The 20,981-nt window shown below is 70.9% G+C and carries 17 protein-coding genes and 1 pseudogene; 11 read left to right on the top strand and 7 right to left on the bottom strand.

What is annotated here, in order from left to right; translation table 11 throughout:
• Nucleotides 1–36: 36 nt before the first annotated feature.
• From J1C73_RS06230 to J1C73_RS06220, 3 genes are read left to right on the top strand one after another with little or no spacing between them, the layout of a single operon-like run.
• Complete coding sequence (locus J1C73_RS06230; RefSeq protein WP_207315443.1) at nt 37–2,619, top strand: sensor histidine kinase; 2,583 nt, start codon at nt 37–39, stop codon at nt 2,617–2,619.
• The gene (locus tag J1C73_RS06225) at nt 2,616–3,053 is read left to right on the top strand and encodes a roadblock/LC7 domain-containing protein (protein WP_207315441.1); all 438 of its coding nucleotides are present in this window, start codon (nt 2,616–2,618) and stop codon (nt 3,051–3,053) included. The genes J1C73_RS06230 and J1C73_RS06225 overlap by 4 nt, the downstream gene beginning before the upstream one ends.
• A 16-nt stretch (nt 3,054–3,069) precedes the next feature.
• On the top strand, nt 3,070–3,486 hold the full coding sequence (locus J1C73_RS06220; protein WP_207315440.1) for a DUF742 domain-containing protein: 417 nt from the start codon (nt 3,070–3,072) through the stop codon (nt 3,484–3,486).
• A 26-nt stretch (nt 3,487–3,512) separates the two neighbouring features.
• Here the strand turns inward: J1C73_RS06220 and J1C73_RS06215 are convergent, their stop codons facing one another.
• Entirely contained in the window at nt 3,513–4,022 is a 510-nt protein-coding gene (locus J1C73_RS06215) for a MarR family winged helix-turn-helix transcriptional regulator (RefSeq protein ID WP_207315439.1), read from the bottom strand.
• 81 nt (nt 4,023–4,103) lie between these two features.
• Here J1C73_RS06215 and J1C73_RS06210 point away from each other — a divergent pair, with 81 nt between their 5' ends.
• Nucleotides 4,104–6,218: an MMPL family transporter gene (locus J1C73_RS06210; RefSeq protein WP_207315438.1), complete on the top strand. Its 2,115-nt coding sequence runs from the start codon at nt 4,104–4,106 to the stop codon at nt 6,216–6,218.
• A gap of 86 nt (nt 6,219–6,304) precedes the next feature.
• Here J1C73_RS06210 and J1C73_RS06205 read toward each other — a convergent pair whose 3' ends face one another.
• Together J1C73_RS06205 and tatA are read right to left on the bottom strand one after the other, a co-directional pair.
• Nucleotides 6,305–6,880, bottom strand: coding sequence for a TerD family protein (locus tag J1C73_RS06205; RefSeq protein WP_207315437.1), 576 nt, complete (start codon nt 6,878–6,880; stop codon nt 6,305–6,307).
• Between the two features lie 142 nt (nt 6,881–7,022).
• On the bottom strand, nt 7,023–7,187 hold the full coding sequence (gene tatA / locus J1C73_RS06200) for a Sec-independent protein translocase subunit TatA (RefSeq protein ID WP_207315442.1): 165 nt from the start codon (nt 7,185–7,187) through the stop codon (nt 7,023–7,025).
• Nucleotides 7,188–7,354: 167 nt separating this feature from the next.
• Between tatA and J1C73_RS06195 the strand changes: the two genes are divergently transcribed.
• Entirely contained in the window at nt 7,355–8,869 is a 1,515-nt protein-coding gene (locus J1C73_RS06195) for an LCP family protein (RefSeq protein ID WP_443732213.1), read from the top strand.
• A gap of 423 nt (nt 8,870–9,292) precedes the next feature.
• Here the strand turns inward: J1C73_RS06195 and mgtA are convergent, their stop codons facing one another.
• Both mgtA and J1C73_RS06185 read right to left on the bottom strand, forming a co-directional pair.
• Nucleotides 9,293–12,022: a magnesium-translocating P-type ATPase gene (gene mgtA / locus J1C73_RS06190; RefSeq protein WP_207315435.1), complete on the bottom strand. Its 2,730-nt coding sequence runs from the start codon at nt 12,020–12,022 to the stop codon at nt 9,293–9,295.
• Complete coding sequence (locus J1C73_RS06185) at nt 12,006–12,371, bottom strand: ArsR/SmtB family transcription factor (protein WP_207315434.1); 366 nt, start codon at nt 12,369–12,371, stop codon at nt 12,006–12,008. Before J1C73_RS06185 ends, mgtA begins: the two co-directional genes overlap by 17 nt.
• Nucleotides 12,372–12,695: 324 nt before the next feature.
• Between J1C73_RS06185 and J1C73_RS06180 the strand changes: the two genes are divergently transcribed.
• The 5 genes from J1C73_RS06180 (at nt 12,696) to J1C73_RS06160 (ending at nt 16,606) form a co-directional block, all read left to right on the top strand.
• The gene (locus J1C73_RS06180; protein WP_372446655.1) at nt 12,696–13,322 is read left to right on the top strand and encodes a GTP-binding protein; all 627 of its coding nucleotides are present in this window, start codon (nt 12,696–12,698) and stop codon (nt 13,320–13,322) included.
• Between the two features lie 120 nt (nt 13,323–13,442).
• Nucleotides 13,443–13,856 carry a roadblock/LC7 domain-containing protein gene (locus J1C73_RS06175; protein ID WP_123465676.1) on the top strand — a complete coding sequence of 138 codons (414 nt, stop codon included), beginning with the start codon at nt 13,443–13,445 and terminating at the stop codon, nt 13,854–13,856.
• 120 nt (nt 13,857–13,976) lie between these two features.
• The gene (locus J1C73_RS06170) at nt 13,977–15,134 is read left to right on the top strand and encodes a DUF6397 family protein (protein ID WP_242643794.1); all 1,158 of its coding nucleotides are present in this window, start codon (nt 13,977–13,979) and stop codon (nt 15,132–15,134) included.
• 40 nt (nt 15,135–15,174) lie between these two features.
• Nucleotides 15,175–15,663 (top strand): GNAT family N-acetyltransferase, encoded by a 489-nt coding sequence (locus J1C73_RS06165; RefSeq protein ID WP_207315432.1) that lies wholly within the window; start codon nt 15,175–15,177, stop codon nt 15,661–15,663.
• Nucleotides 15,664–15,967: 304 nt separating this feature from the next.
• Nucleotides 15,968–16,606, top strand: a complete 639-nt coding sequence (locus tag J1C73_RS06160; protein WP_207315431.1) for an LAETG motif-containing sortase-dependent surface protein — start codon at nt 15,968–15,970, stop codon at nt 16,604–16,606.
• Nucleotides 16,607–16,733: 127 nt separating this feature from the next.
• Here J1C73_RS06160 and J1C73_RS06155 read toward each other — a convergent pair whose 3' ends face one another.
• Nucleotides 16,734–18,878, bottom strand: coding sequence for a SpoIIE family protein phosphatase (locus tag J1C73_RS06155; RefSeq protein ID WP_207315430.1), 2,145 nt, complete (start codon nt 18,876–18,878; stop codon nt 16,734–16,736).
• A gap of 227 nt (nt 18,879–19,105) precedes the next feature.
• Here J1C73_RS06155 and J1C73_RS06150 point away from each other — a divergent pair, with 227 nt between their 5' ends.
• Nucleotides 19,106–20,179, top strand: coding sequence for an enoyl-CoA hydratase/isomerase family protein (locus J1C73_RS06150; RefSeq protein ID WP_207315429.1), 1,074 nt, complete (start codon nt 19,106–19,108; stop codon nt 20,177–20,179).
• 12 nt (nt 20,180–20,191) lie between these two features.
• Here J1C73_RS06150 and J1C73_RS06145 read toward each other — a convergent pair.
• Nucleotides 20,192–20,981, bottom strand: a pseudogene (locus J1C73_RS06145) (arabinose isomerase); the annotation flags it as partial.

The raw sequence follows: 20,981 nt of genomic DNA, 5'->3' as shown, positions 1-20,981 counted from the left end.
GCGCCGAACCCAGCTCACGCCCGGAACGAGGAGGCCATGCGCCCACCCCGCACGACCCCGGACACCGGTGCCGCCGCCCCTCGGCCCGGCACCCCGCCGGTGCCCGCCCGAGGGCGGCGCGCGCCGGCCGTACCACCGGCCGACGAGAGTGCCGAGCACAGCGGACCAGGGCCGGCCGACTCCTTGTCCGTGCCACGCGGACGCCGGTCGCTGCGCCCCAGGACAGTCCGCGCGAAGATCATCTCGCTGCTCACGGTGCCGGTTGTCTCACTCCTCGCGCTGTGGGGTTTCGCCACGGTGTCCACGGCCCAGGACATCGCGAGACTGCGCCAGTTGCAGCGGGTCGACGAGGAGATCAGGGCGCCTGTGGCGGCCGCGGTCGCCGCTCTGCAGGACGAGCGGGCAGCGGCCATGCTCCGGGCGACGGACCCCGGCAGCACGCACACCGCCGCACTGGAGAAGCGGGCCCGGCGCACCGGCACGGCACTCGCGGCCCTGCGGCTCGACGACGGCCACACCATCGCCGACACGGGCAGCCTCCGTGGCGGCGTCGCCGGCCGCCTCGACCACTTCCTGGACCTCGCCGAGGAGCTGCGCCCCGGCGCAGGCGCAGCCGGTGGGCGCGACACCGGAGGCGACGAGGGATCCGTGTACGACCGGTACACCGAGACCGTCACCGCCGCCTTCGCCGTCTCCGGCGCCCTCACCGGCATACAGGACGACGCCCTGGGATCCGATGCCCGAGTCCTGCTCGAACTCGCCCGCGCCGACGAGATGCTGGCCCGCGAGGACGCACTGCTGACCGCGGCCGGGCGCGCCGGCACCCTGAAGGACCGGCCGCTGCGGCTGTTCACCGGGGCGGTGGCCACCCGGCGCAGCCTCACCGAGACGGCGGGCGCCGATCTCCCCGCCACCGAACGCACCGCCTGGAAGGGGTTCACCGCCCGCCCCGCCTACCGTACGATCCAGGCGGCCGAGGACAAGGTGCTCGCCGCCGCACCCGGCCGGGAGGCGGCCCGTGCCGTGCCCGCCGGCGACTGGCAGCAGGCCTCAGCCGATGTACGGAGCGAACTGCGCCGCATCGGCACCGGAGCCGGAGAACGAGCCGCAGACCGCGCCGACCCGCTCGCCCACGGGCTGCTCACCCCGTCCGGCGCTGCCGTGGTCTTCGGCTGCGTCGCTGTCGCCGCCTCCCTCGTGATCTCGGTACGCATCGGTCGCGGGCTCGTCGTGGAACTGGTCAGCCTCCGCAACAGCGCCCTGGAGATCGCCCGTCGCAAACTGCCCCTGGCGATGCAGCGGCTGCGTGCCGGCGAGGAGCTCGACATCGGGGCCGAGGCCCCGCCGGGGGCCGCGTCGCACGATGAGATCGGGCAGGTCGGCGAGGCTCTCGGCACCGTCCACCGGGCGGCCCTGGGCGCCGCTGTCGAGCGGGCCGAACTCGCGGACGGGATCTCCGGTGTCTTCGTCAACCTCGCCCGCCGCAGCCAGGTGCTGGTCCACCGTCAGCTCAACCTCCTGGACAGCATGGAGCGCCGGGCCGACGACCCCGACGAGCTGAGTGACCTCTTCCGCCTCGACCACCTCACCACCCGGATGCGCCGGCACGCCGAGAGCCTGATCATCCTGTCCGGCGCCGCCCCTGGACGGGCGTGGCGCATGCCCGTGTCCCTGACCGACGTCGTGCGGGCCGCCGTCTCCGAGATCGAGGACTACGCCAGGGTGGAGGTCCGGCGGCTGCCCGACGGAGCGGTGAGGGGTACGGCCGTCGCCGACCTCACCCATCTGCTCGCCGAACTGGTCGAGAACGCCGCACAGTTCTCACCGCCGCACACCAAGGTGCACATCACCGGCGAACCCGTCGGCAACGGCTATGCGCTGGAGATAGAGGACCGCGGTCTCGGTATGGGCCCCGAACTCCTCGGCGCGGCCAACCGGCGCATCGAGCGGTCCGAGGCGCTCGACCTCTTCGACAGCGACCGGCTCGGCCTGTTCGTCGTCAGCCGGCTCGCCGTGCGCCACCGGATCAAGGTCCGGCTGCGCACCTCGCCGTACGGCGGCACCACGGCGGTTGTCCTGCTGCCGACGGCACTGCTGCACAGCGCGCTGCCGTCCGCCGGGGAGCAGGCGGCACCGCAGAGGACCCCGGCCGGGAGCCGGGAGGAGCATGAGGAGACTCCCTTCCGCTCCTCCCCGGGCCCCCGGCCGGAACGGGCCCGGGCCGCAGCCTTTCCCGCGCCTGTCGCGGTTCCCGCGCTGGAGTCCCGATCGGGCCCGGAAGCCCGGGTGACCGCCTTGCGCCGACGGCCCGACCGGGTGGACAACACGGGCGATGCCCTGCCTGTGGACGGGGAACGCGGCGAGGACGACGCCCTGCCCCGCCGGGTGCGCCAGGCCAGCCTCGTACCGCAGCTGCGCGAGGAACCAAGGCCCGAACCACCCCTGCCGGGCTGCGGGGCCGAGGACATATCCGCCGGGCGCACGCCCGAACAGGTCCGGGACCGGATGACCGCCTACCGGACCGGCTGGGTACGCGGCAACGCCTCCGGCCCGGACGCGTCAGGGCCGCGACCGAGCACCACCGAACCCCGCCCGCCCACCGAAGGAGACCCCGCATGATCGCGAACGAGAGGACCGGGCTGCGCGGCCGTTCCGGCGAACTGGACTGGCTGCTGGACGATCTGGTGGCGCGAGCCGGCGAGGTACGGCACGCCGTCGTGCTGTCCGGCGACGGGCTCGCGGTGGGCGCGTCCAGCGGGCTCAGCCGCGAGGACGCCGAACACCTGGCCGCGGTCGCCTCCGGATTCCACAGTCTCGCCAAGGGTGCCGGACGCCACTTCCGGGCCGGAGACGTACGCCGGACGATGGTCGAGATGGACGAGGGATTCCTGTTCGTCGCCGCGGCGGGGGAGGGGTCCTGCCTCGCCGTGTTCAGTACGGCGTTCGCCGACATCGGCCTGGTCGCCTACGAGATGGCCCGGCTCGTCAGCCGGGTGGGCGAGCACCTGCGTACTCCGGCACGGTTCGCCGGACACCCGTCGGCAGCCGGCTGAAGGGGGCTGGGACACCGTGTCCGGTACCGACGCCCCCGACCCGTACGAACTGCCCGGCAGCCAGTGGTACGACGCTGAAGCGGGCCCGCTGGTCCGTCCGTACGCCATGACCGGCGGCCGGACGGAACCGGGTCCGGGCGGCGCACAATTCGACCTGATCGCGCTGGTCACCTACGAGGACGCCGTGTCCGGAAGTTCCGAGGACGCGCTGCTCGGGCCCGAGCACCGGACCTTGCTGACCCTCTGCCGGACCGAAACGCAGTCGGTCGCGGAACTCTCCGCCGACGCCGATCTGCCGGTCGGCGTCGTGCGGGTGCTCCTCGGTGACCTGCTCGAATCGGGCTACGTGCGGGTCAGCCGCCCCGTGCCGCCTGCCCAGCTGCCCGACGAACGCATCATCCGTGAGGTCATCACCGGCCTGCGGGCACTCTGAGCGCCGACCGACGCGGACGCCCTCGTTCAGGGCTGCCGCCCATCCTTGCGCAACTGGGCCAGCTCGTCGTTCATGGCGTCCAGGAAGCGCACCACGACCGCCAGTTCGGCCTCGTCGAACTGGCTCCGGGCCGAGTCCGTGCTGTCCGCCAGCGGCATGAAGAAGTCGCGGGCCACCGCCTTCGCCGCGGCGGCGTAGTGCAGATGCACCACCCGGCGGTCGCTGTTGTCCCGGACCCGCCGGATGTGCCCCGCGCGCTCCAGGCGGTCCAGACACGCCGTCACCGCTCCCGAGGTGAGGTCGAGCTGTGCACGCAGCCTCCCCGGAGTCATGGCCGCCCCCGTCCCGGTGCGCTCGGCGTCGAGGACCGCGATGAGTGCCTGGACATCCGTGGGGTGCAGCCCCTGGGACTGGGCGAACTCATGGGCGATGCGATTGAACTCGCTGTTCATCCGGCGCAACAGCACCGCGAACGTCTGGAGCCCGGTGGGTCCGTCGTCCATGCCTCTGTCCGGGCCTCTGTCTGCGGTGCGCATACCCCCAGAGTAATATCTCTCAATCATTGAGATAATGAATGATCGAGAGATGATGACCGTGCGCCGACCCCTGGGGAAGCAATGAAGCCCGTACCGCGGCACCGAATCGTCCGTTGGCTGGTGCCCGTGGCCCTGCTCGTCGTCTGGCTCGGCATCGGCGGGACGCTGGGCCCGTACGCCGGAAAGCTCGGCGAGGTGTCCACGAACGACCAGGCCGCGTTCCTGCCGCGCAGTGCGGAGTCGACGAAGGTGTCCGAGGCCCAGAAGGAGTTCCAGCGGTCCGGGACCGTACCCGCGATCGTCGTCTGGACAAGCGAGGGGGGTCCGCTCCCGGCGGGCGCGCGGGCCGCGTCCACCCGGGCACTCGCATCCCTGGCCGGGGTGCCGGGAGTCGTCGGAACGCCTTCGCCCGCACTGCCTTCCGAGGACGGCGAAGCGCTCTCCGGCGTCGTACAACTCAGCTCCGACCTGGGCGACGCACTGCCCGGCACGCTCGACCGGGTACGTGAAGCAGCCGGTTCGGTGGCCGGCGCCACGGCAGGAATCGCCGGCCCCGCGGCCAGTCAGGCCGACCTCAAGGACGCCTTCGCCGGGATCGACGGGCTGCTGCTGGGCGTCGCACTCGCCGCGGTGCTGGTGATCCTGCTTCTCGTCTACCGAAGCCTGCTGCTGCCGTTCCTGATCATCTTCAGCTCCGTCCTCGCGCTCGGACTCGCCTGCGCGATCGTCTACGTCCTCGCGGATCACGACGTCGTACGCGTGGACGGCCAGGTCCAGGGCATTCTGTCGATTCTGGTGATCGGCGCGGCCACCGACTACGCGCTGCTGCTCACCGCACGCTTCCGCGAGGAGCTCACCCGGCACGGCGACCGCACGGCCGCGGCCGTCGCCGCGCTGCGCCGCTCCTTCGGGGCCATCACCGCGAGCGCCGCAACCGTGGCGCTCGGCCTGCTCGCCCTGCTGCTGAGCGATCTGACGAACAACCGGGCGCTCGGCCCGGTGGGGGCCATCGGCGTCGTCTGCGCGGTGCTGAGCACACTGACCTTCCTGCCGGCGGCACTGGTCCTGTGCGGCCGGGCCGCCTACTGGCCGGCGAAACCGCGCCCGGCTGACGAGGCGGCCGGGGGACACGGCATCTGGCGACGGGTCGCGGCCCGAGTCGACCGCACTCCGCGCAAGGTCTGGATCTCCACCTCCCTGGTCCTCGTCGCCTGCGCGGCGTTCGCGCCCACGCTGAAGTCGCAGGGCGTGCCGCTGGACGAGATCTTCGTGAACGACGCCCCGTCCGTCTCGGCGCAGGCCACCCTGGGGAAGCACTTCCCGGGCGGATCGGGCAACCCCGCCGTCGTCGTCGCCGACAGCGCCCGTGCCGCCGAGGTGACCGCTGCGGCCGAGGGGACGCGAGGCGTCGCCTCCGCGGTACCTGTGACGGCTTCCGGACGGCCGGGCGGCGGGCCGCCTGTCGTGGTGGACGGCCGCGTGCGCATCGACGCGACGCTGACGGACGCCGCGGACAGCGATGCGGCCAAGGCCACGATCCAGCGCCTGCGCACCGCCGTGCACGCGATCCCGGGAGCCGACGCGCTCGTCGGCGGATACACCGCGCAGCGGTACGACACCCAGCAGACGGCCGGGCGCGACCGGGGCGTCATCGTGCCGGTGGTGCTCGTCATCATTCTGGTGATCCTGATGGGGCTGCTGCGATCCGTGCTGATCCCGGTCCTGCTGGTGGCCACCGTGGGCCTCAACTTCCTGGCGACCCTGGGCGTTTCGTCGCTGGTCTTCAAGCACGCCTTCGGGTTCAGCGGCACGGATGCCTCCGTGCCGCTGTACGGGTTCGTCTTCCTGGTGGCGCTCGGCGTGGACTACAACATCTTCCTGATGTCGCGTGTCCGGGAAGAGGCGTTGGTGCACGGGGCCCGGCAGGGCGTGCTGCGGGGACTGGTCAGTACGGGTGGGGTGATCACCTCGGCGGGGGTGGTGCTGGCCGCCACGTTCGCCGCGCTGATCGTCATTCCGCTGGCCTTCCTCGCTCAGATCGCCTTCATCGTGGCCTTCGGCGTGCTCCTGGACACCCTGGTGGTGCGTTCACTGCTCGCGCCGGCGCTGGTCGTGGACATCGGCCCGAAGGCCTGGTGGCCCAGCGCGATCAGTCACCGCGGGACGAAGACGCGGGGAGCCGCCGGACTCCGGTGAAACGGAACGGGTCCCGGTCCGCACTCCGTACGCCGGAGTGCGGACCGGGACCCGTACACATCCGGTCACCGTGCTGAAGAAGAAGGTCAGACGTTGACGCCGTAGTCGGACGCGATACCCGCCAGGCCGGAGGCGTACCCCTGGCCGACCGCGCGGAACTTCCACTCCGCTCCGTGCCGGTACAGCTCGCCGAACACCATCGCCGTCTCCGTCGACGCGTCCTCGCTCAGGTCGTAGCGGGCGAGCTCCACCCCGTTGGCCTGGTTCACCACACGGATGAACGCGTTGCGCACCTGGCCGAAACTCTGCCCCCGGCTCTGCGCGTCATGGATGGAGACCGGGAAGACGATCTTCGAGACATCCGCCGGGACGCCTGCCAGATCCACATTGATGGACTCGTCGTCGCCCTCGCCCTCACCCGTCAGATTGTCACCGGTGTGCTGGACGGAACCGTCCGGGCTGTTGAGGTTGTTGTAGAAGACGAAGTGCAGGTCGGAGAGGACCTTGCCGGTGTCCGAGCACAGCAGCGCGCTGGCGTCGAGGTCGTGATCGGCGCCCGTCGTCGTCCGTACGTCCCAGCCCAGGCCGACCGTCACCGCGGTCAGGCCGGGCGCCTCCTTCGACAAGGAGACGTTGCCGCCCTTGGCCAGGGTCACACCCATGAACTTCCTCCAATGATCCAGTGATCCGTTGATTAGCACTTCTTCGGCCGTCACCGAGTTGAACGACGGCCCTTCCCCTACGGTTCCCTGATTGCGCAAGCCATGAAGTGGCGAGGCGGCACGGAACCCGCGGCCGCGCCGCTCACTGAGGCGTCTCCTCCTTCATGGCCTTCGCCTCACTCTTCAGGATCCGCATGGATTTGCCCAGGGCGCGGGCGGTGTCCGGCAGTTTCTTCGAGCCGAACAGCATCAGCACGACGATCGCGACGATCAACAGGTGCCAGGGTTCGAGGCCGTTGCGCAGCATGCGCTTCACGCCCTTTCTTCGGGTGTCTTCCGGTCAATGTTTCCGGCAGGCGTTTGTGAACAGCGGATCGGACCGACGATGGACGGGTCCGGTGATCCATCCGGACAGAAACACTTGCTACATTGCGCAACTGTACAACCATGCGTGCGCGGTGCGAGTCCGACTCCATGGAAGCCGGACGAATGGGGTGGACAATGGCAGGCAGTCACAAAGGGACAGCTGCAGGGGGGCGCAGGAGCCGTCTGCGGCGGACAGCCCTGTTCGGGCTCTCATTCCTCGTGCTGCTGGTCGCCGGAGTCGGCTGGGGGTACCTCAAACTGACCGGCAGCATCGACACATTCAGCGCCGACGGAGTCTCCGGAGACCGGCCGCCCGACACGTCCGAAGGGCAGAACGTCCTCGTCATCGGGTCGGACTCACGATCGGGTGCCAACAGCGGGCTCGGCGGTGGCACGGGCGACGTCGGGCGCTCCGACACCGCGTTCCTGCTCCACGTCTACGCCGACCACAAGCACGCCGTCGCCGTGTCCATACCCCGCGACACACTGGTCGACATCCCGGCCTGCAAGAAGCCCGACGGGAGCTGGACGGCCCCGCAGCACAACACCATCTTCAACGGGGCGTTCTCGGTGGGCGAGACGGCCGAGGGCAATCCCGCCTGCGCCCAGAACACGGTCGAGCACCTCACCGGTCTGCGTGTCGACCACACCATCGTGGTGGACTTCGCCGGCTTCTCCGCGCTGACCTCGGCCGTCGGAGGGGTGCCCGTCTGTCTGCCGCAGGACATCTACCAGCGCGATCTGAATCCCAAGCGAGCCACCCGGGGGTCCCTGATCTTCAGCAAGGGCCCGCAGTCGGTCTCCGGACAGCGGGCACTGGACTACGTACGGATCCGGCACGGCATCGGCGACGGATCCGACATAGGGCGCATCAAGCGGCAGCAGGCCTTCGTCGGCTCCCTCGTGAAGCAGGTCAAGTCACGTGGCCTGAACCCGACCACCCTGCTGCCGCTCGCCAATGCGGCGACCGACGCGATGACCGTGGACCCGGGGCTCGGATCGGCCGACCGGCTGCTGTCGTTCGCCATGTCGATGAAGAACGTCGACCTGCACAACACGAAGTTCGTCACCATCCCCTGGCGCTACCAGGGCGCCCGTGTCGCGATCGTGGAACCGGACGCCGACGCGCTGTGGGCGTCCCTCAAGGCCGACCGCACACTCGACGGCCAGAACGCCGCCGGCAAGAGGGGGAGCGGCGACTCGGGCGCGTCCGGCGGGGCGTCGGCCTCTCCCGCCGCTGCCGTCTCCGGCGCGGGCATCGACGTAGCCGTGTACAACGGGACCACCGTGACCGGACTCGCGGCCGGGGCGGCGGAGCTCCTTCGCTCGCACGGCTTCACCGTCACCGGCACGGCCACCGCGAACTCCCAGGACCAGACCCGCACCCTCGTCACCTACGGCCCCGGCCTCCGGGACAAGGCCGAGACCACGGCCCGGCTCTTCGCGGGAGCGCGGACCACGGAGTCGGCAGACGCCGGAATCCAGGTGATCGTCGGCAGCGACTACGCAGCGAACCCCTCGGCCGCCCCCGCGGAACAGACGCCCGATGCCGTACCGTCCGCCGTCGCCGACGAGGCCCGCTCGGCCGACGACGACCCGTGCAGCGACCTCTCGTACGGCTGAGCCGGCCGCGGACGGCTCAGGCCGACGGCCCGGCCGTCCGCAGCTGCAATGCAACGAGGGGCGCCGGGGCGGCGCGAACCCGAACGACTCGTACAGTCCGGCCCCGTCCCCCGTGGCATTGAGATCGACCACCGTCACACGCGTCTCCTGCCCGAACCAGCCGAGCAGTGCGCCGAGGCACGCCCAGGCACGGCCGGGCCGGCGCCGCCGCGGATCGGTGCTCACATGGGACACACGCCCGTTCTGCGCCGAGGCGGCGCGCCAGGGAGCGTTGTCGTCACAGGTGTCGATCCCCATGCGGACAGCATCAGCGCGCGCATCCGCACCGGCGCCGGAACGTCGTCGAGCGTGGCGTGGCGTACCCGCACCGGCCGGCCGTGAGCGGTTCCCGCGTGGTTCCCGCGCGGTCGGCGCTCGCCGTGGTCATGAAAGCCCGTGTTTCCGTTCGTAGCGGTTGCGCGCCGCTGCGAGGCCGTATGCGTACAGCGCGAGGACGCTGGCCAGCAACAGGTAGTAGAGCGGCGGCAGTGCGCTCATGCCCAGCGGCGGGCCGAGCGGGGTGAGCGGCAGCAGGACACCGACGACCGCCAGACCGGCCGCCGCCGCCCGCAGTGGTCCGCCTGTGCGGTCCTTGGCGGCACGCCGGCCGGTGCGCAGCAGCAGCATCACCAGGGCCTGGGTGAGGAGGTTCTCGGTGAACCATCCGGAGTGGAAGGCTGCCTGGCCGTCCGACCGGGAATCGTGCAGAGCAAGGGCCAGCACGGCGAAGGTCGCCAGGTCGGCGGCGGCGTTCAGCAGCCCGAATCCGGTGATGAACCGGAGGAAGTCCCGCGGGCGCAGCTCCGTCGGCCGCCGCAGTACCGAGGACGCGGGACGGTCGAACGCGAAAGCGAGCTGCGCCGCGTCGAAACAGAGGTTCTGGACCAGGACCTGCGCCGGAAGCATCGGCAGGAAGGGCAGCAGCAGACCGGCCGCCAGCATCGCGATCACGTTTCCGAGATTCGAGGAGAGCGTGATGCGCAGATACGTGGCGATGTTGCCGGTGCTGCGCCGGCCCGCGGTGATCGCGTGGTCCATGGCACCGAGGTCCTTCTCGGCGAGGACGACATCGGCGGTCTCCCGCACCACGTCGACCGCATTGCGCGGGCAGATGCCCACATCGGCGGCGTGCAGGGCGGGCAGGTCGTTGACACCGTCACCGAGGAATCCCGTGGTGTGCCCCGAGGTACGCAGCGCGGCGACGATCCGGGCCTTGTGGCCAGGGGTGCAGCGGGCGAAGACGGTGGCCCGGTCGGCCGCGCGGGCGAGCTCCGGCTCGGACAGTGCGTCGACCTCCTCGGCGGAGACGACCTGCCCCGGATCCAGCCCGAGGTCCCGGCAGGCACGGGCCGCCGTGCCCGGATGGTCCCCGGTAAGCACCTTCACGGCGACACCCCGGCGTGCCAGCACCTCCAGCGCGTCCGCAGCGCTCGGCGTGAGCGCGTCCCGCAGGGCCACGAAGCCGAGAAACGCCAGTCCGTGTTCGTCCGCCGGCGTGTACGTACCGAGTCGTGCGGGCCGCTCGGTACGGGCGACGGCGAGCAGCCGCAGCCCTTCGGCGGCCTCGCGCGCCGCCACGACGGCCAGTCGCTCCCGCTCCTCGGGGTCCAGGTCGCACCGCTCCAGGACGGCCTCCACCGCCCCCTTGGTCACCAGCACATGAGTGCCGAACCCGCCGGGGATCCGGACGACCGCGGTAGAAAGACGCCGTACCGGATCGAAGGGCAGTGCGGCCACCGCGTCGTACGACCCGACAGCGGTACGAGGGGTCCCGCCGCCCAAACCGGACAGCGGGCCCTCCTGCTGCTCGGAGGCGTCCAGCACCGCCTCGTCGAGGGCATCCGGCGCCGGCAGGTCGGCGAGCTGGAGCGTCCACAGCGCATTCACCGCCGCCCAGTGCAGCGCCTCAGGATCGGGGTTCCCCGTCCGGTCCAGTGAGCGGTCGACGACGGGCCGGTCCTGGGTGAGGGTGCCGGTCTTGTCCAGGCAGAGCACGTCGATCGCGCCCAGGTCGTGCAGCGCGGGCAGCCGCTTGACGATCACCCCGCTGTTCCGTGCGAGCTGCGAAGCACCCCGGGCCAGCGCCGTGGTCACGATGACCGGCAGCATTTCGGGCGTCAGCCCCACCGCCACCGCGACGGCGAACGGCAGGGTCTCGAGCCCCCGCCCGCGCAGCGCGGCATTGGCCATCAGGACCAGCGGCGGGGTGAGCAGCATGAACCTGATCAGGGTCCAGGAGATCCCCTGCACCGACCGGTCGAACGCACTGTCGCCGCGGCGGTGTGCCGACCGGTCGTGGGCGGCGGCGAACCGGGTGCCCCCGCCGGTCGCGACCACCACCGCCGTTCCGCTGCCGGACGCCACACTGCTGCCCTGGAAGCACAGCTGACGCTGGGCGAACACGCCCGCCCCTGCGTCGGGAACGCTGTGCAGCGCGGCGGCGGCCCCTTCCCGCTGTCCGGCGTCCGCGGGATGTTTCCCGACGGGCGCCGACTCCCCGGTGAGGGCGGACTGGTGCACGGTGAGGCCACTCGCGCGCAGCAACTGCACGTCGGCCGGTACGAGGTCTCCGGGACCGAGCCTGATCACGTCACCCGGCACGAGTTCACCGACCGGTATGTCGCGGGCCTGCGGCGCCGCGTCGGGACCGCTGCGCCGCAGCGCCGTCGCGGTCGTCGCGACCAGCTCGCGCAGCGCGGCCGTTGCCCGGTCGGCCCGGTGCTCCTCCGCGGACCGCAGCACACAGCTGACCACCACGAGCACCAGCGTCACGGACGCCGTACCCCACGCGTTCACCGCGGCCGACACCAACCCGAGGCAGAACAGTACGGAAGTGAAGGGGTCCCGCAGGGTGCGCAGGAAGCGCAGCGGCCAGGGGACCGGCCGCCAGGCGGGCAGGATGTTCTCGCCGAACCGGGTCAGCCGCTCGTCCGCCTCCGCCTCCAGCAGCCCCCGCGGTCCGCTGTCCAGCGAACGCAGGACCTGGAGCGAGGTCGGTGCGGCGGGCGGCCGCGCGGCCGCTGGGGGGCCGGCGGTGGCGCCGGGCATCGGTACGACGACGGCCGAGCGGTCGCCCGTCCCCGCCGCGGCAGCGTTCTCAGGCACCGAGCTCATGGAGCCGTACCGGTTGCCCGGCCGGGTACCCGGCCCGCTCCGCGAGCTGGCCGACCATGAGCCTCACGACCGTCACCACACCGGGATCGTCGACCAGGTACACCTGCCGGCGGCCCTCGCGCCGGGAGCGGACGAGACCTGCCAGCTTCAGCTTCGTCAGATGCTGGCTCACCGATGGCAGCGTGCCGCCCACCCGCTCCGCGAGGCCCGTCACATCGCTCTCGCCCTGCGCCAGCGCCCACACGATGTGCAGCCGGGCAGGCGTCGCCAGCAGACCGAAGGCGGCAGCCGCCTGGGCCAGCACCTCCGCGGGCGGATCCTGGAAACCGCCGTCGGCACCTGTCGACACTCTCGTACTCCCGTCCGCGTGGGCCGACTCCTCGCACCCGAGGGGACCAGTGTAGGCGCCGGACGCAGAGCTTCCGGGGCGAGCCGTCATCGGCCAGGAACAATCGCGTAGCTGACAATCGCACCGGAATGTGGACTGTTCCGGGCAGTGGACGGCCTGAAACAGTCACATGCCCAAGAAAGCGATCGCACTCCACGGGCCCGGTTCCCGTTTGCCATGCTGTCGTCGTACGCCTGCCGATGACTCACCGAATCCGAGACACCGCAAGATGGCCGTGAGCTGTGCATTCGACATCTTGGGACTCACTGGCGAGAGAAGTGATCGATGCCATCCGAGCACGCTGACAGCACCTGCGAGCAGACCGCCGGTCCGGCCCCGCAGACTGATGCCATGGCCCTGAAGATCCTGGTCGCCGGAGGGTTCGGGGTCGGCAAGACCACCCTGGTCGGCGCGGTGAGCGAGATCCGGCCGCTGCGGACGGAAGAGCTCCTCAGTGAAGCCGGCCAGTCGGTCGACGACACCGACGGCGTCGCCCGGAAGACCACGACGACCGTCGCGATGGACTTCGGACGCATCACCATCCGGTCCGGCCTCTCGCTGTACCTGTTCGGCACGCCGGGACAGGACCGGTTCTGGTTCCTCTGGGACGAGCTGTCCCAGGGCGCCCTCGGCGCGGTCGTCCTGGCTGACACGCGACGGCTGGAGGACTGCTTCCCGGCCGTCGACTACTTCGAGCACCGCAGGATCCCCTTCGTCGTCGCGGTCAACTGCTTCGCGGGGGCGCGCTCGTACGGCGAACCAGAGGTCTCGCGCGCCCTCGATCTCGACCCCGGAACGCCCGTGGTGCTGTGCGACGCCCGCGACCGGGACTCCGGCAAGGAGGTCCTGATCCGCATGGTCGAGTACGCGGGCCGGATGCACGCGGCCCGGCTCCTCGACTCGGTGAGCTGAGCAGTCATGGCTTGATCCCGCCCTGTCCGATCCGCGAAGGGGAGCTTGCCCGTACGTGACCGGTGCGCAAGGCTTACACGTAAGTGGGGCACGGGGAACGTATGAACGGGGAGGAACGAAATGGCACTGGACAGGGGACTCGACTGGCTCCTTGACGATCTCACCAGCCGGGTGGAGCACATACGGCACGCCCTGGTGCTGTCGAACGACGGCCTGGTGACCGGAGCCAGTACGGGTCTGGCACGTGAGGACGCGGAACATCTGGCGGCGGTCTCGTCCGGGCTGCACAGCCTCGCCCGCGGATCGGGACGGCACTTCCGCGCCGGGAAGGCCCGGCAGACCATGGTGGAGTTCGATGAGGCACTGCTCTTCGTGACGGCCGCCGGGGACGGCAGTTGTCTGTGCGTGCTGAGCGAGGCCGAGGCCGACGTGGGGCAGGTGGCGTACGAGATGACGCTGCTGGTCAACAAGGTCGGGGAACACCTCGGTGTGGCGGCGCGGCGGGACGGAAGCACCGGAATCAACCGGATCTGACAGGTCCACCACTCAGGACTGCCGCCCGGCCCGGGAGTTATCCACAGGCCGGTCGGCAGTCGTTCTCCCCGAGCTACCGTGGTCACAGAGAGTATTCGAATCTCACGGGGGAGAATCGTCATGCCGGTGACGGATGCGGTACGTACGAACAGTGTCCACACGGTCGCGGTAAGCCGGGCGGCTGCGGAACTTGTCTTGAAGCGAGGGGAGTTCGAGCTGGCGGTGCACCTGGGAATCGTCCGTGTGGAGGCGCGGCGGAGCGGAGGACGGCCCAGGGTTCGCCAGGAGGAGATCGACCGGCTTCGGGCGGAGGACGGCTTCCCGGGGGCTCTGCGGGAGCGGGTGCGTACGGTGGGGACGGCGGAGGGCGCGCGGCTGCTCGGAATCAGCCCGGTCCGCTTCACCCGGCTGGCCCGTGCGGGATGTGTCACGCCGGTCGCCTTCTATCTCAATCGCTACCGGGCGGTGGTGTGGCTCTATCTCGCCCAGGAACTGGGCGGGCTTGCCGCCCGCTCGCCCGAACTGCTGGTGGGCAGGAGTCCGGCCTGGATGCGCGACCGGCTGGACTCCGGTACGGACTGCCGCCCGCGCAACTGGCGCTCGCGGAGGATCGAACGGCTGCTGACTCTCACCGACGATCCCTGGGCACGTGCGGCGGTCGCGGCCCAGGCGCTGGACCCGGCCCAGTTGGCCGAGGTGGTCGACGACCCGTACGAGCGCGCCTACTTCGCCAGGGTCCGGCCCGAGCCCGTCTTCGGGCCACGGGGGTCGTCAGCCACGCGGGACGCGATGGCGCGCCTGATGCTCGCTGAGGAGCCGGACGAGATCCTCTGGCGGCGGGTCAACCTGATCATGGAGCTGGACAGTGCCCGTGAGCTCCGCCAGGCTCCGCGCCCCGGAGACCAGCGGCGGCCGGACCTGGAGGCACTTGGCCGACCGCCTGTACCGGCCGAGCCGTTCGAGCCGGCTGAGCCATCCCGGCCAGTTGCACCGACTGAACCGACCGAAGCGACCGTACCGGCGAAACCGGGCGAACGGGTCGAACAGGCTGAACCGGCAGGCGATCTGGCCAGGCCCGCCGAACCGGCCGTACAGGGAAGCCCCGTCGGCCTGCTGGCCCGGCTCCGGCTGCGTCGGGTGCGCGGAGACGGGCGTCCTCGGGAGCGTGCCGGCCGCGCTGCTGCCCGCTCCGGCGGTCACCATCCGTCCGGCAGGCGCCGTCTGCTCGCCGGTCCGCGGGGAGGCCCGGGGCGGGAGAGCGCCGCGGGCGGCGAATAACGGTTCGCGAACGGCGGCCGGAGCGGACAGTCTTTGCGCCATGTTGATCAGGGAAGCAACCACCGGGGACTGGCCGGCTATGTGGCCGTTCTTTCATGAAATCGTCTCCGCGGGCGAGACCTTCACCTACCCCCTCGACCTGGGGGAGGGCGACGCCCGGGACTGGTGGCTCATCAAGTCGCCGAACTGTACGGTCGTCGCGGTCGCCGACGACGGGACGATTCTGGGTACGGCGAAGATGAACAGAAACCACATGGGTAACGGCTCGCACATCGCGAGCGCCAGCTACATGGTCGACCCCCGGCACGCCGGACGCGGTGTGGGGCGGGCCCTGTGCGAGTACACGATCGACTGGGCCCGCACGGCCGGGTACCGCGCCATGCAGTTCAACGCCGTGGTGGAGACGAACACCGCCGCGGTCGGGCTCTACCGCTCGCTCGGTTTCGAAGTCCTGGGCACGCTGCCCGAGGGTTTCCACCACCCCAAGCAGGGGTTCGTGGGACTGCACATCATGCACCGACGGCTCTGACGGCGCCGGCACCGGGTGTTCCGGTCCGGTTTCCGCCACCCGTCGGCCGGTGGACCGGCCGGCCGGCCCACCGGCACGCTCGATGAGGCCGGGGGATACGGTTCGGTGCGGTGCGCTCACTTCGCGCCATCGCCGGGTCGCACGGCACCCGCTCGACGGTGTCCGTCATGTCCCAACCGGCGACGATGTGCTGTCAGTTGTGACGTCGAATGGTGTGTGGGGCGGGTGCACATACGGGGGACAGGGGCAGTACTGTGCGCCCCACCGCCATTCGGGCGATGAAACATCTGCGGAGGAACAATCCATGACCATACCCAGGAGATCGCTGCGTGCCGCGGGAACCCTCGCTGCCGCTGCGATTGTCGGCCTGACCGGCGCGGTTCTCACCGCCGGCCCGGCCGCAGCTCACACCCCCACCTGGGACGTGACCTGTACCGAAGTGAGCCTTCACCTGACCGCGTACAACGACAAGGTCACCAACCAGGTGACCATCACCGTTGACGGTAAGGAACTGCTGCCCACGGAGAGCTTCGGCAAGGGGCTCGACAAGACGATCGACCTGCCCGAGCACGACAAGGCTCTGACGGTGCATCTGTCCGTCAAGGCCGGTGACGGCGACCAGTTCTCGAAGGAAGACACCAAGCAGGCACCGGTGTGCGAGGGCAACACGCCCACGCCGACGCCTTCCGAGACGAAGCCGTCCAAGCCGTCCGAGCCGTCCCAGAAGCCCACCACGGCGGCGCCCACCCCGACCGACACTCCCAGCGAGACCGCTTCGTCGTCTGCGCCCGCCGCAGCAACGCCGAGCCCCAGCTCGCCGGATCTGGCCGAGACCGGTTCGTCGTCCGCCACCCCCATCATCGGTGGCGCGGCTGTCGCCGTGCTGCTGGCCGGTGGCGGCATCATGTGGTCCGTGCGCAAGCGTCGCACCGCTCAGCACTGACGTAGTCCGGCGGTCCGGGCGCGTGGAGCGCCGGGGATCCCGGCCGAGGGGCGTGCCGCATCGCGTTCGGCGAGGCGGCACGCCCCTCGATGCTGTCCACCCGCCCCGTCCGCCCTGGCCGGTGGATTCACCCGTTCTGCTGTGTCCCCGTGTCCCTGTGTGCGGGAGGGGACGTGGGCGGCGCAGCCGGGCCGATCTCGCACCAGACCGCCTTCCCCTCGCCGCGGGGCTCGATGCCCCACCGCGTCGCCACGGCGTCCAGGAGGAGCAGACCCCGGCCTGAAGTGGCTGTCTCACCCGGTGTCCGGCGCCTGGGCCATGCGCTGGAGCGGTCCTGCGCCGACAGCCGCACCCGCCGTACCGGTTCCGGCAGTACTTCCAGCGTGAGCACTGCTCCGCCCTCCGTGTGCAGCAGCACATTCACCAGCAGCTCCCCGGTCACCAGCTCGGCATCGTCCGCGAGTTCGGCCATGTCCCAGTCGGTCAGGGCCTGGCGCACGATCGTCCGTGCGTCGGAGAGCCCCTCCGGGTCGGCCTGGTGGATGTACTGATGCAGCCGGGGCGCCCGGGGCGAGCCCGGGTCAGGGCTGCGGCGCAACACCAGCAACGCGACGTCGTCGCCCGAGCCCCAACGCTCCCACAGCCGGTCCGACAGATGATCGGCAAGCGCCTCCGCCCCCGCCGGACCGGCGCTCACCTCGTGGACGAGCGTGCGCACCCCCGCGTCGATCTCGGCGCCGGGCTCCTCCACCAGACCATCGGTGTACAGGACCAGCGTCTCGCCGGGGACCAGGTCGAGCCTGGTCTCGGGGAACTCCTCGTCCCCGAAATCGGTCGAGATGCCCAGGGGCAGGCCCCCGCGTACCTGCGGGCTGCCGACCCGGCCGTCCGTGTGCCGGATCAGCGGACCGAAGTGACCGGCCCGCACCACCCGTACCGTTCCGGTGCCGAGATCGACCTGGGCGTACGTACAGGTGGCGAACCGGTCCGTGTCCAGTTCGGCGAGGAACCGGGACGCCCGGGCCAGCACCGCCGACGGCGGATGCCCCTCCCCGGCGTACGCGCGCAGCGCGATCCGCAGCTGGCCCATGATCGCGGCCGCATGCGTGTCATGGCCCTGCACGTCGCCCACCACGATTCCGAAACGGTCCTTCGGGAGTGCGATCACGTCGTACCAGTCGCCGCCGACCTGACGGCCGGTCCACGCCGCGTGATAGCGGACGGCGATCTCTCCGCCCTCGATGTCATGGATCCGCCGGGGCAGCATCGTGGACTGGAGACCGGTGGCGAATTCCCGTTCCTCGTCGAAGAGCGTGGCCCGCTGGAGGGACTGGGCGACGATGGCGGCCAGCCCCAGACACAGGTTGCGCTCGTCGGCGTTGAAGGCCGTGCGCTCGCGGTAGAAGAGCGCCAGTCCGCCGAGTGAACGCGCCTGCGCGACGAGCGGCAGGTAGGCCGCGGCCTGGAACTTCAGCTGCCCCACATACGGTTCCAGCACCGGATAGCGCCGGGTGAGCGCGCCGAGCGAGCCCACGAAGCGTGGCCGGCCACTGAGAACGGTGTCGGCCAGCGGGAAATTCCGGTCGAGACGGCCCTGCCCCAGCTCGTCGATCACCTCCAGGGAGTCGCCGCTCAAAGCGATGACATTCAGCGTGGCGTTGTCCAGCAGTCCGAGCGCGAGGCCGTCGGCGCCCAGCCGTGCCAGACCGCCCGGTCCCGTCAGCGCGGCCGTCACGTCGTCCACGGTCACCGCCCGCGACAACGCACTCGTTGTGCGTTCAACTATATTGGTCTGGCGCTGACGGCGCTTTTCCAGTTCCAGCACGAAGGCCGAATGGGTGACTTCCGCCGTCGCGTCCCGCACTACCCCGACCACCCGGTGCGCCCGTCCGTCCGAGCTGCGCAGGATGCGCGCCTGGACATGGGTCCACTGGTCGCCGCCCTCGTCGATCGGGACCCGGAAGTGGACGCTGTACGAGCTGTGCCCGCGCTTGACCGCCTCGTCGATCGCCGCATCGAGCCGAATCCGTTCCGAGGGCTCCAGCCGCTCCACCAGGGACTCGGGCTGTGAGTCGAAAGCGGCCGGGTCCAGGCCGAACACCAGCAGACCGGCCTCGTCGATGTCCAGCGTCCGGGCATCGAGATCCCACTCGAAACTGCCGGTGCGGTTCATGGCAAGCCGCTCCGCCGTCCCGGTGTCGCCGTTGTGCGTCTTCTCGGCCAACGGGCGGGGTCTGACGGGGACGATCGGTGGCCGGTCGTGATCGGTCATTCCTGCTCCGAAGATCGTCCGGCGGGACTGCCGTACTGCGTGACCCAATTGTCTGGCCGGTTGAGCAGGGCTGCCACAGCGGAAGCCCGCCCGGACGGTGTTCAGGCACCCGCCACGTGGCCGGGACACCCCTCCGTACCTGGCTTGGGGACGGCCCCGCACAATGGCAGAGAATGCCGTCCGTGACCGGCGGACCGGCACGTACTGGGGCTGACCGGAGCACACGTATGAACCACGAGGATCCCGTCCTGCTGCACACCGAGGGGCGCATCCGTCACATCACACTCAACCGGCCCCGAGCCCTGAACGCGCTGAACCACACCATGGTGCAGCGCATGGCGGAAGCGCTCGACGCGGCGGAAGAGGCCGACTCGGTCGCCGCCGTGCTGCTCACGGGGGCGGGGGAGCGGGGACTCTGCGCCGGCGGTGACATCCGCGCCATCCGCGACGACGCCCTGGCCGGCGGTGGGACCGCACGGGACTTCTGGCGTGACGAGTACCGGCTCAACGCCCGCATCGCCCGGTTCCCCAAGCCGTACGTCGCGATCATGGACGGCATCGTGATGGGCGGCGGTGTCGGTGTCTCGGCCCACGGCTCGATCCGGATCGTCACCGAGCGTTCGTGCATCGCGATGCCCGAGACCGGCATCGGGTTCGTCCCGGACGTGGGCGGCACATACCTGCTGGGCAGGGCACCCGGCGAGCTCGGCACTCACCTGGCGCTCACCGGGGAAGCAGTCGGCGCGGCGGACGCGCTGCTGTGCGGGCTCGCCGACTATTTCGTGCCCTCGCGGGAGCTTCCCGGCCTGATCGCCGCCCTGGACGTCTGCGCCACGCCCGCCGACGTCGTCGCGACGGCGGAGCGGTACGCCGGCGCAGCCCCCGCTGGTGAGCTGGCCGCACAGCACGACTGGATCGACTCCTGCTACAGCGCCGGCACCGTCGAGGAGATCGTCGAGCGCCTCGCCGACCACGGGATGCCCGCCGCGAAGGAGGCCTCGGTGACGATCCTGGCGAAGTCTCCGACCTCGCTCAAGGTGACGCTGGAGGCCGTTCGCAGGGCCCGGCGCCTCGATGGTCTGGAAGCTGTTCTCGACCAGGAGTTCCGGGTCTCGTCCACCGCCTTCACCCGGCCCGACATGGTGGAGGGCGTACGCGCCCAGATCGTCGACAAGGACCGTGATCCGCACTGGAACCCCGCCGAACTCGCCGAGGTCACCGAGGCGGACGTGGCGCGGTTCTTCGCACCGCTGGGGGACGGCGAACTCGGTCTCGGCCCCGGAGCCCCGGCGGCCCGCTGAGGCGCCGCTCGGTCAGAGGGCGTTGGGGCCGGTCACGGTACGGAAAGCGAGGCCCAGGAGGTCCGCGGCGGCCCGGAAGTCCTTGGCGCGGTGGCCGGTGCACAGCGTCCAGTGGTGACCGATGCCGGTGGCGGACCAGGCATCGGTCCACTCGCCGGGGTCGAAGCCGAAGTCGACCCGGGAGGTCGTGTTGCCGATCTCCAGCAGGGGACCGGGCACGACTTCCCCCTCGGACGCGATCAGAACGAACGAGCCGTCGGTCTCCTGACCGATACCGAAGGTGGTGACCGGCCCGTGGATGACGTCGAATTCGACGCTGACACCCCAGCCGCGCTTGCCGTGGAAGACACCCAGACCGCGCAGCAGCGGGTCCTTCGCGCTGATGGCCAGATGGGCGGGGCCGTCGTGTCCCATCTCCACGACCCGGTCGTGGAAGTTGAGCGCCTGCAGCTCGGTGAATGAACCGCCCGCCCCCATGGTGTCGGCGATCAGCATGGCGAGGCTGGTGCGCAGCTCGTACTCACCGGCCATCGGCACCCCGCGGGCAGTCAGCAGCACCGGTGTATGCGTGCGTTGGGCGACCGGCAGCACCATCGACGCGGTCAGGTACGTCGTCAGGAACGTCACCACCAGATCGCAGTCGGCCCGGCGCAACCGCTCCGCGGCCTTGGCCGACTCCTGCGGATCGGAGACGAAACCCGCGTCGACCACCTCGCAGCCCATCTCATCCAGCCGCGCGGTCACGAGCCGGGCCGACTCCCGCAGCCGATCGAGAAGGCCGGGGAACTGCGGCCAGTACGCA

It is taken from the genome of Streptomyces laculatispora, assembly GCF_017353455.1.
Classification (GTDB): domain Bacteria; phylum Actinomycetota; class Actinomycetes; order Streptomycetales; family Streptomycetaceae; genus Streptomyces; species Streptomyces laculatispora.
Note: the sequence above shows the minus strand (reverse complement) of the source record. Positions and strands in the feature narration are given on the sequence as shown.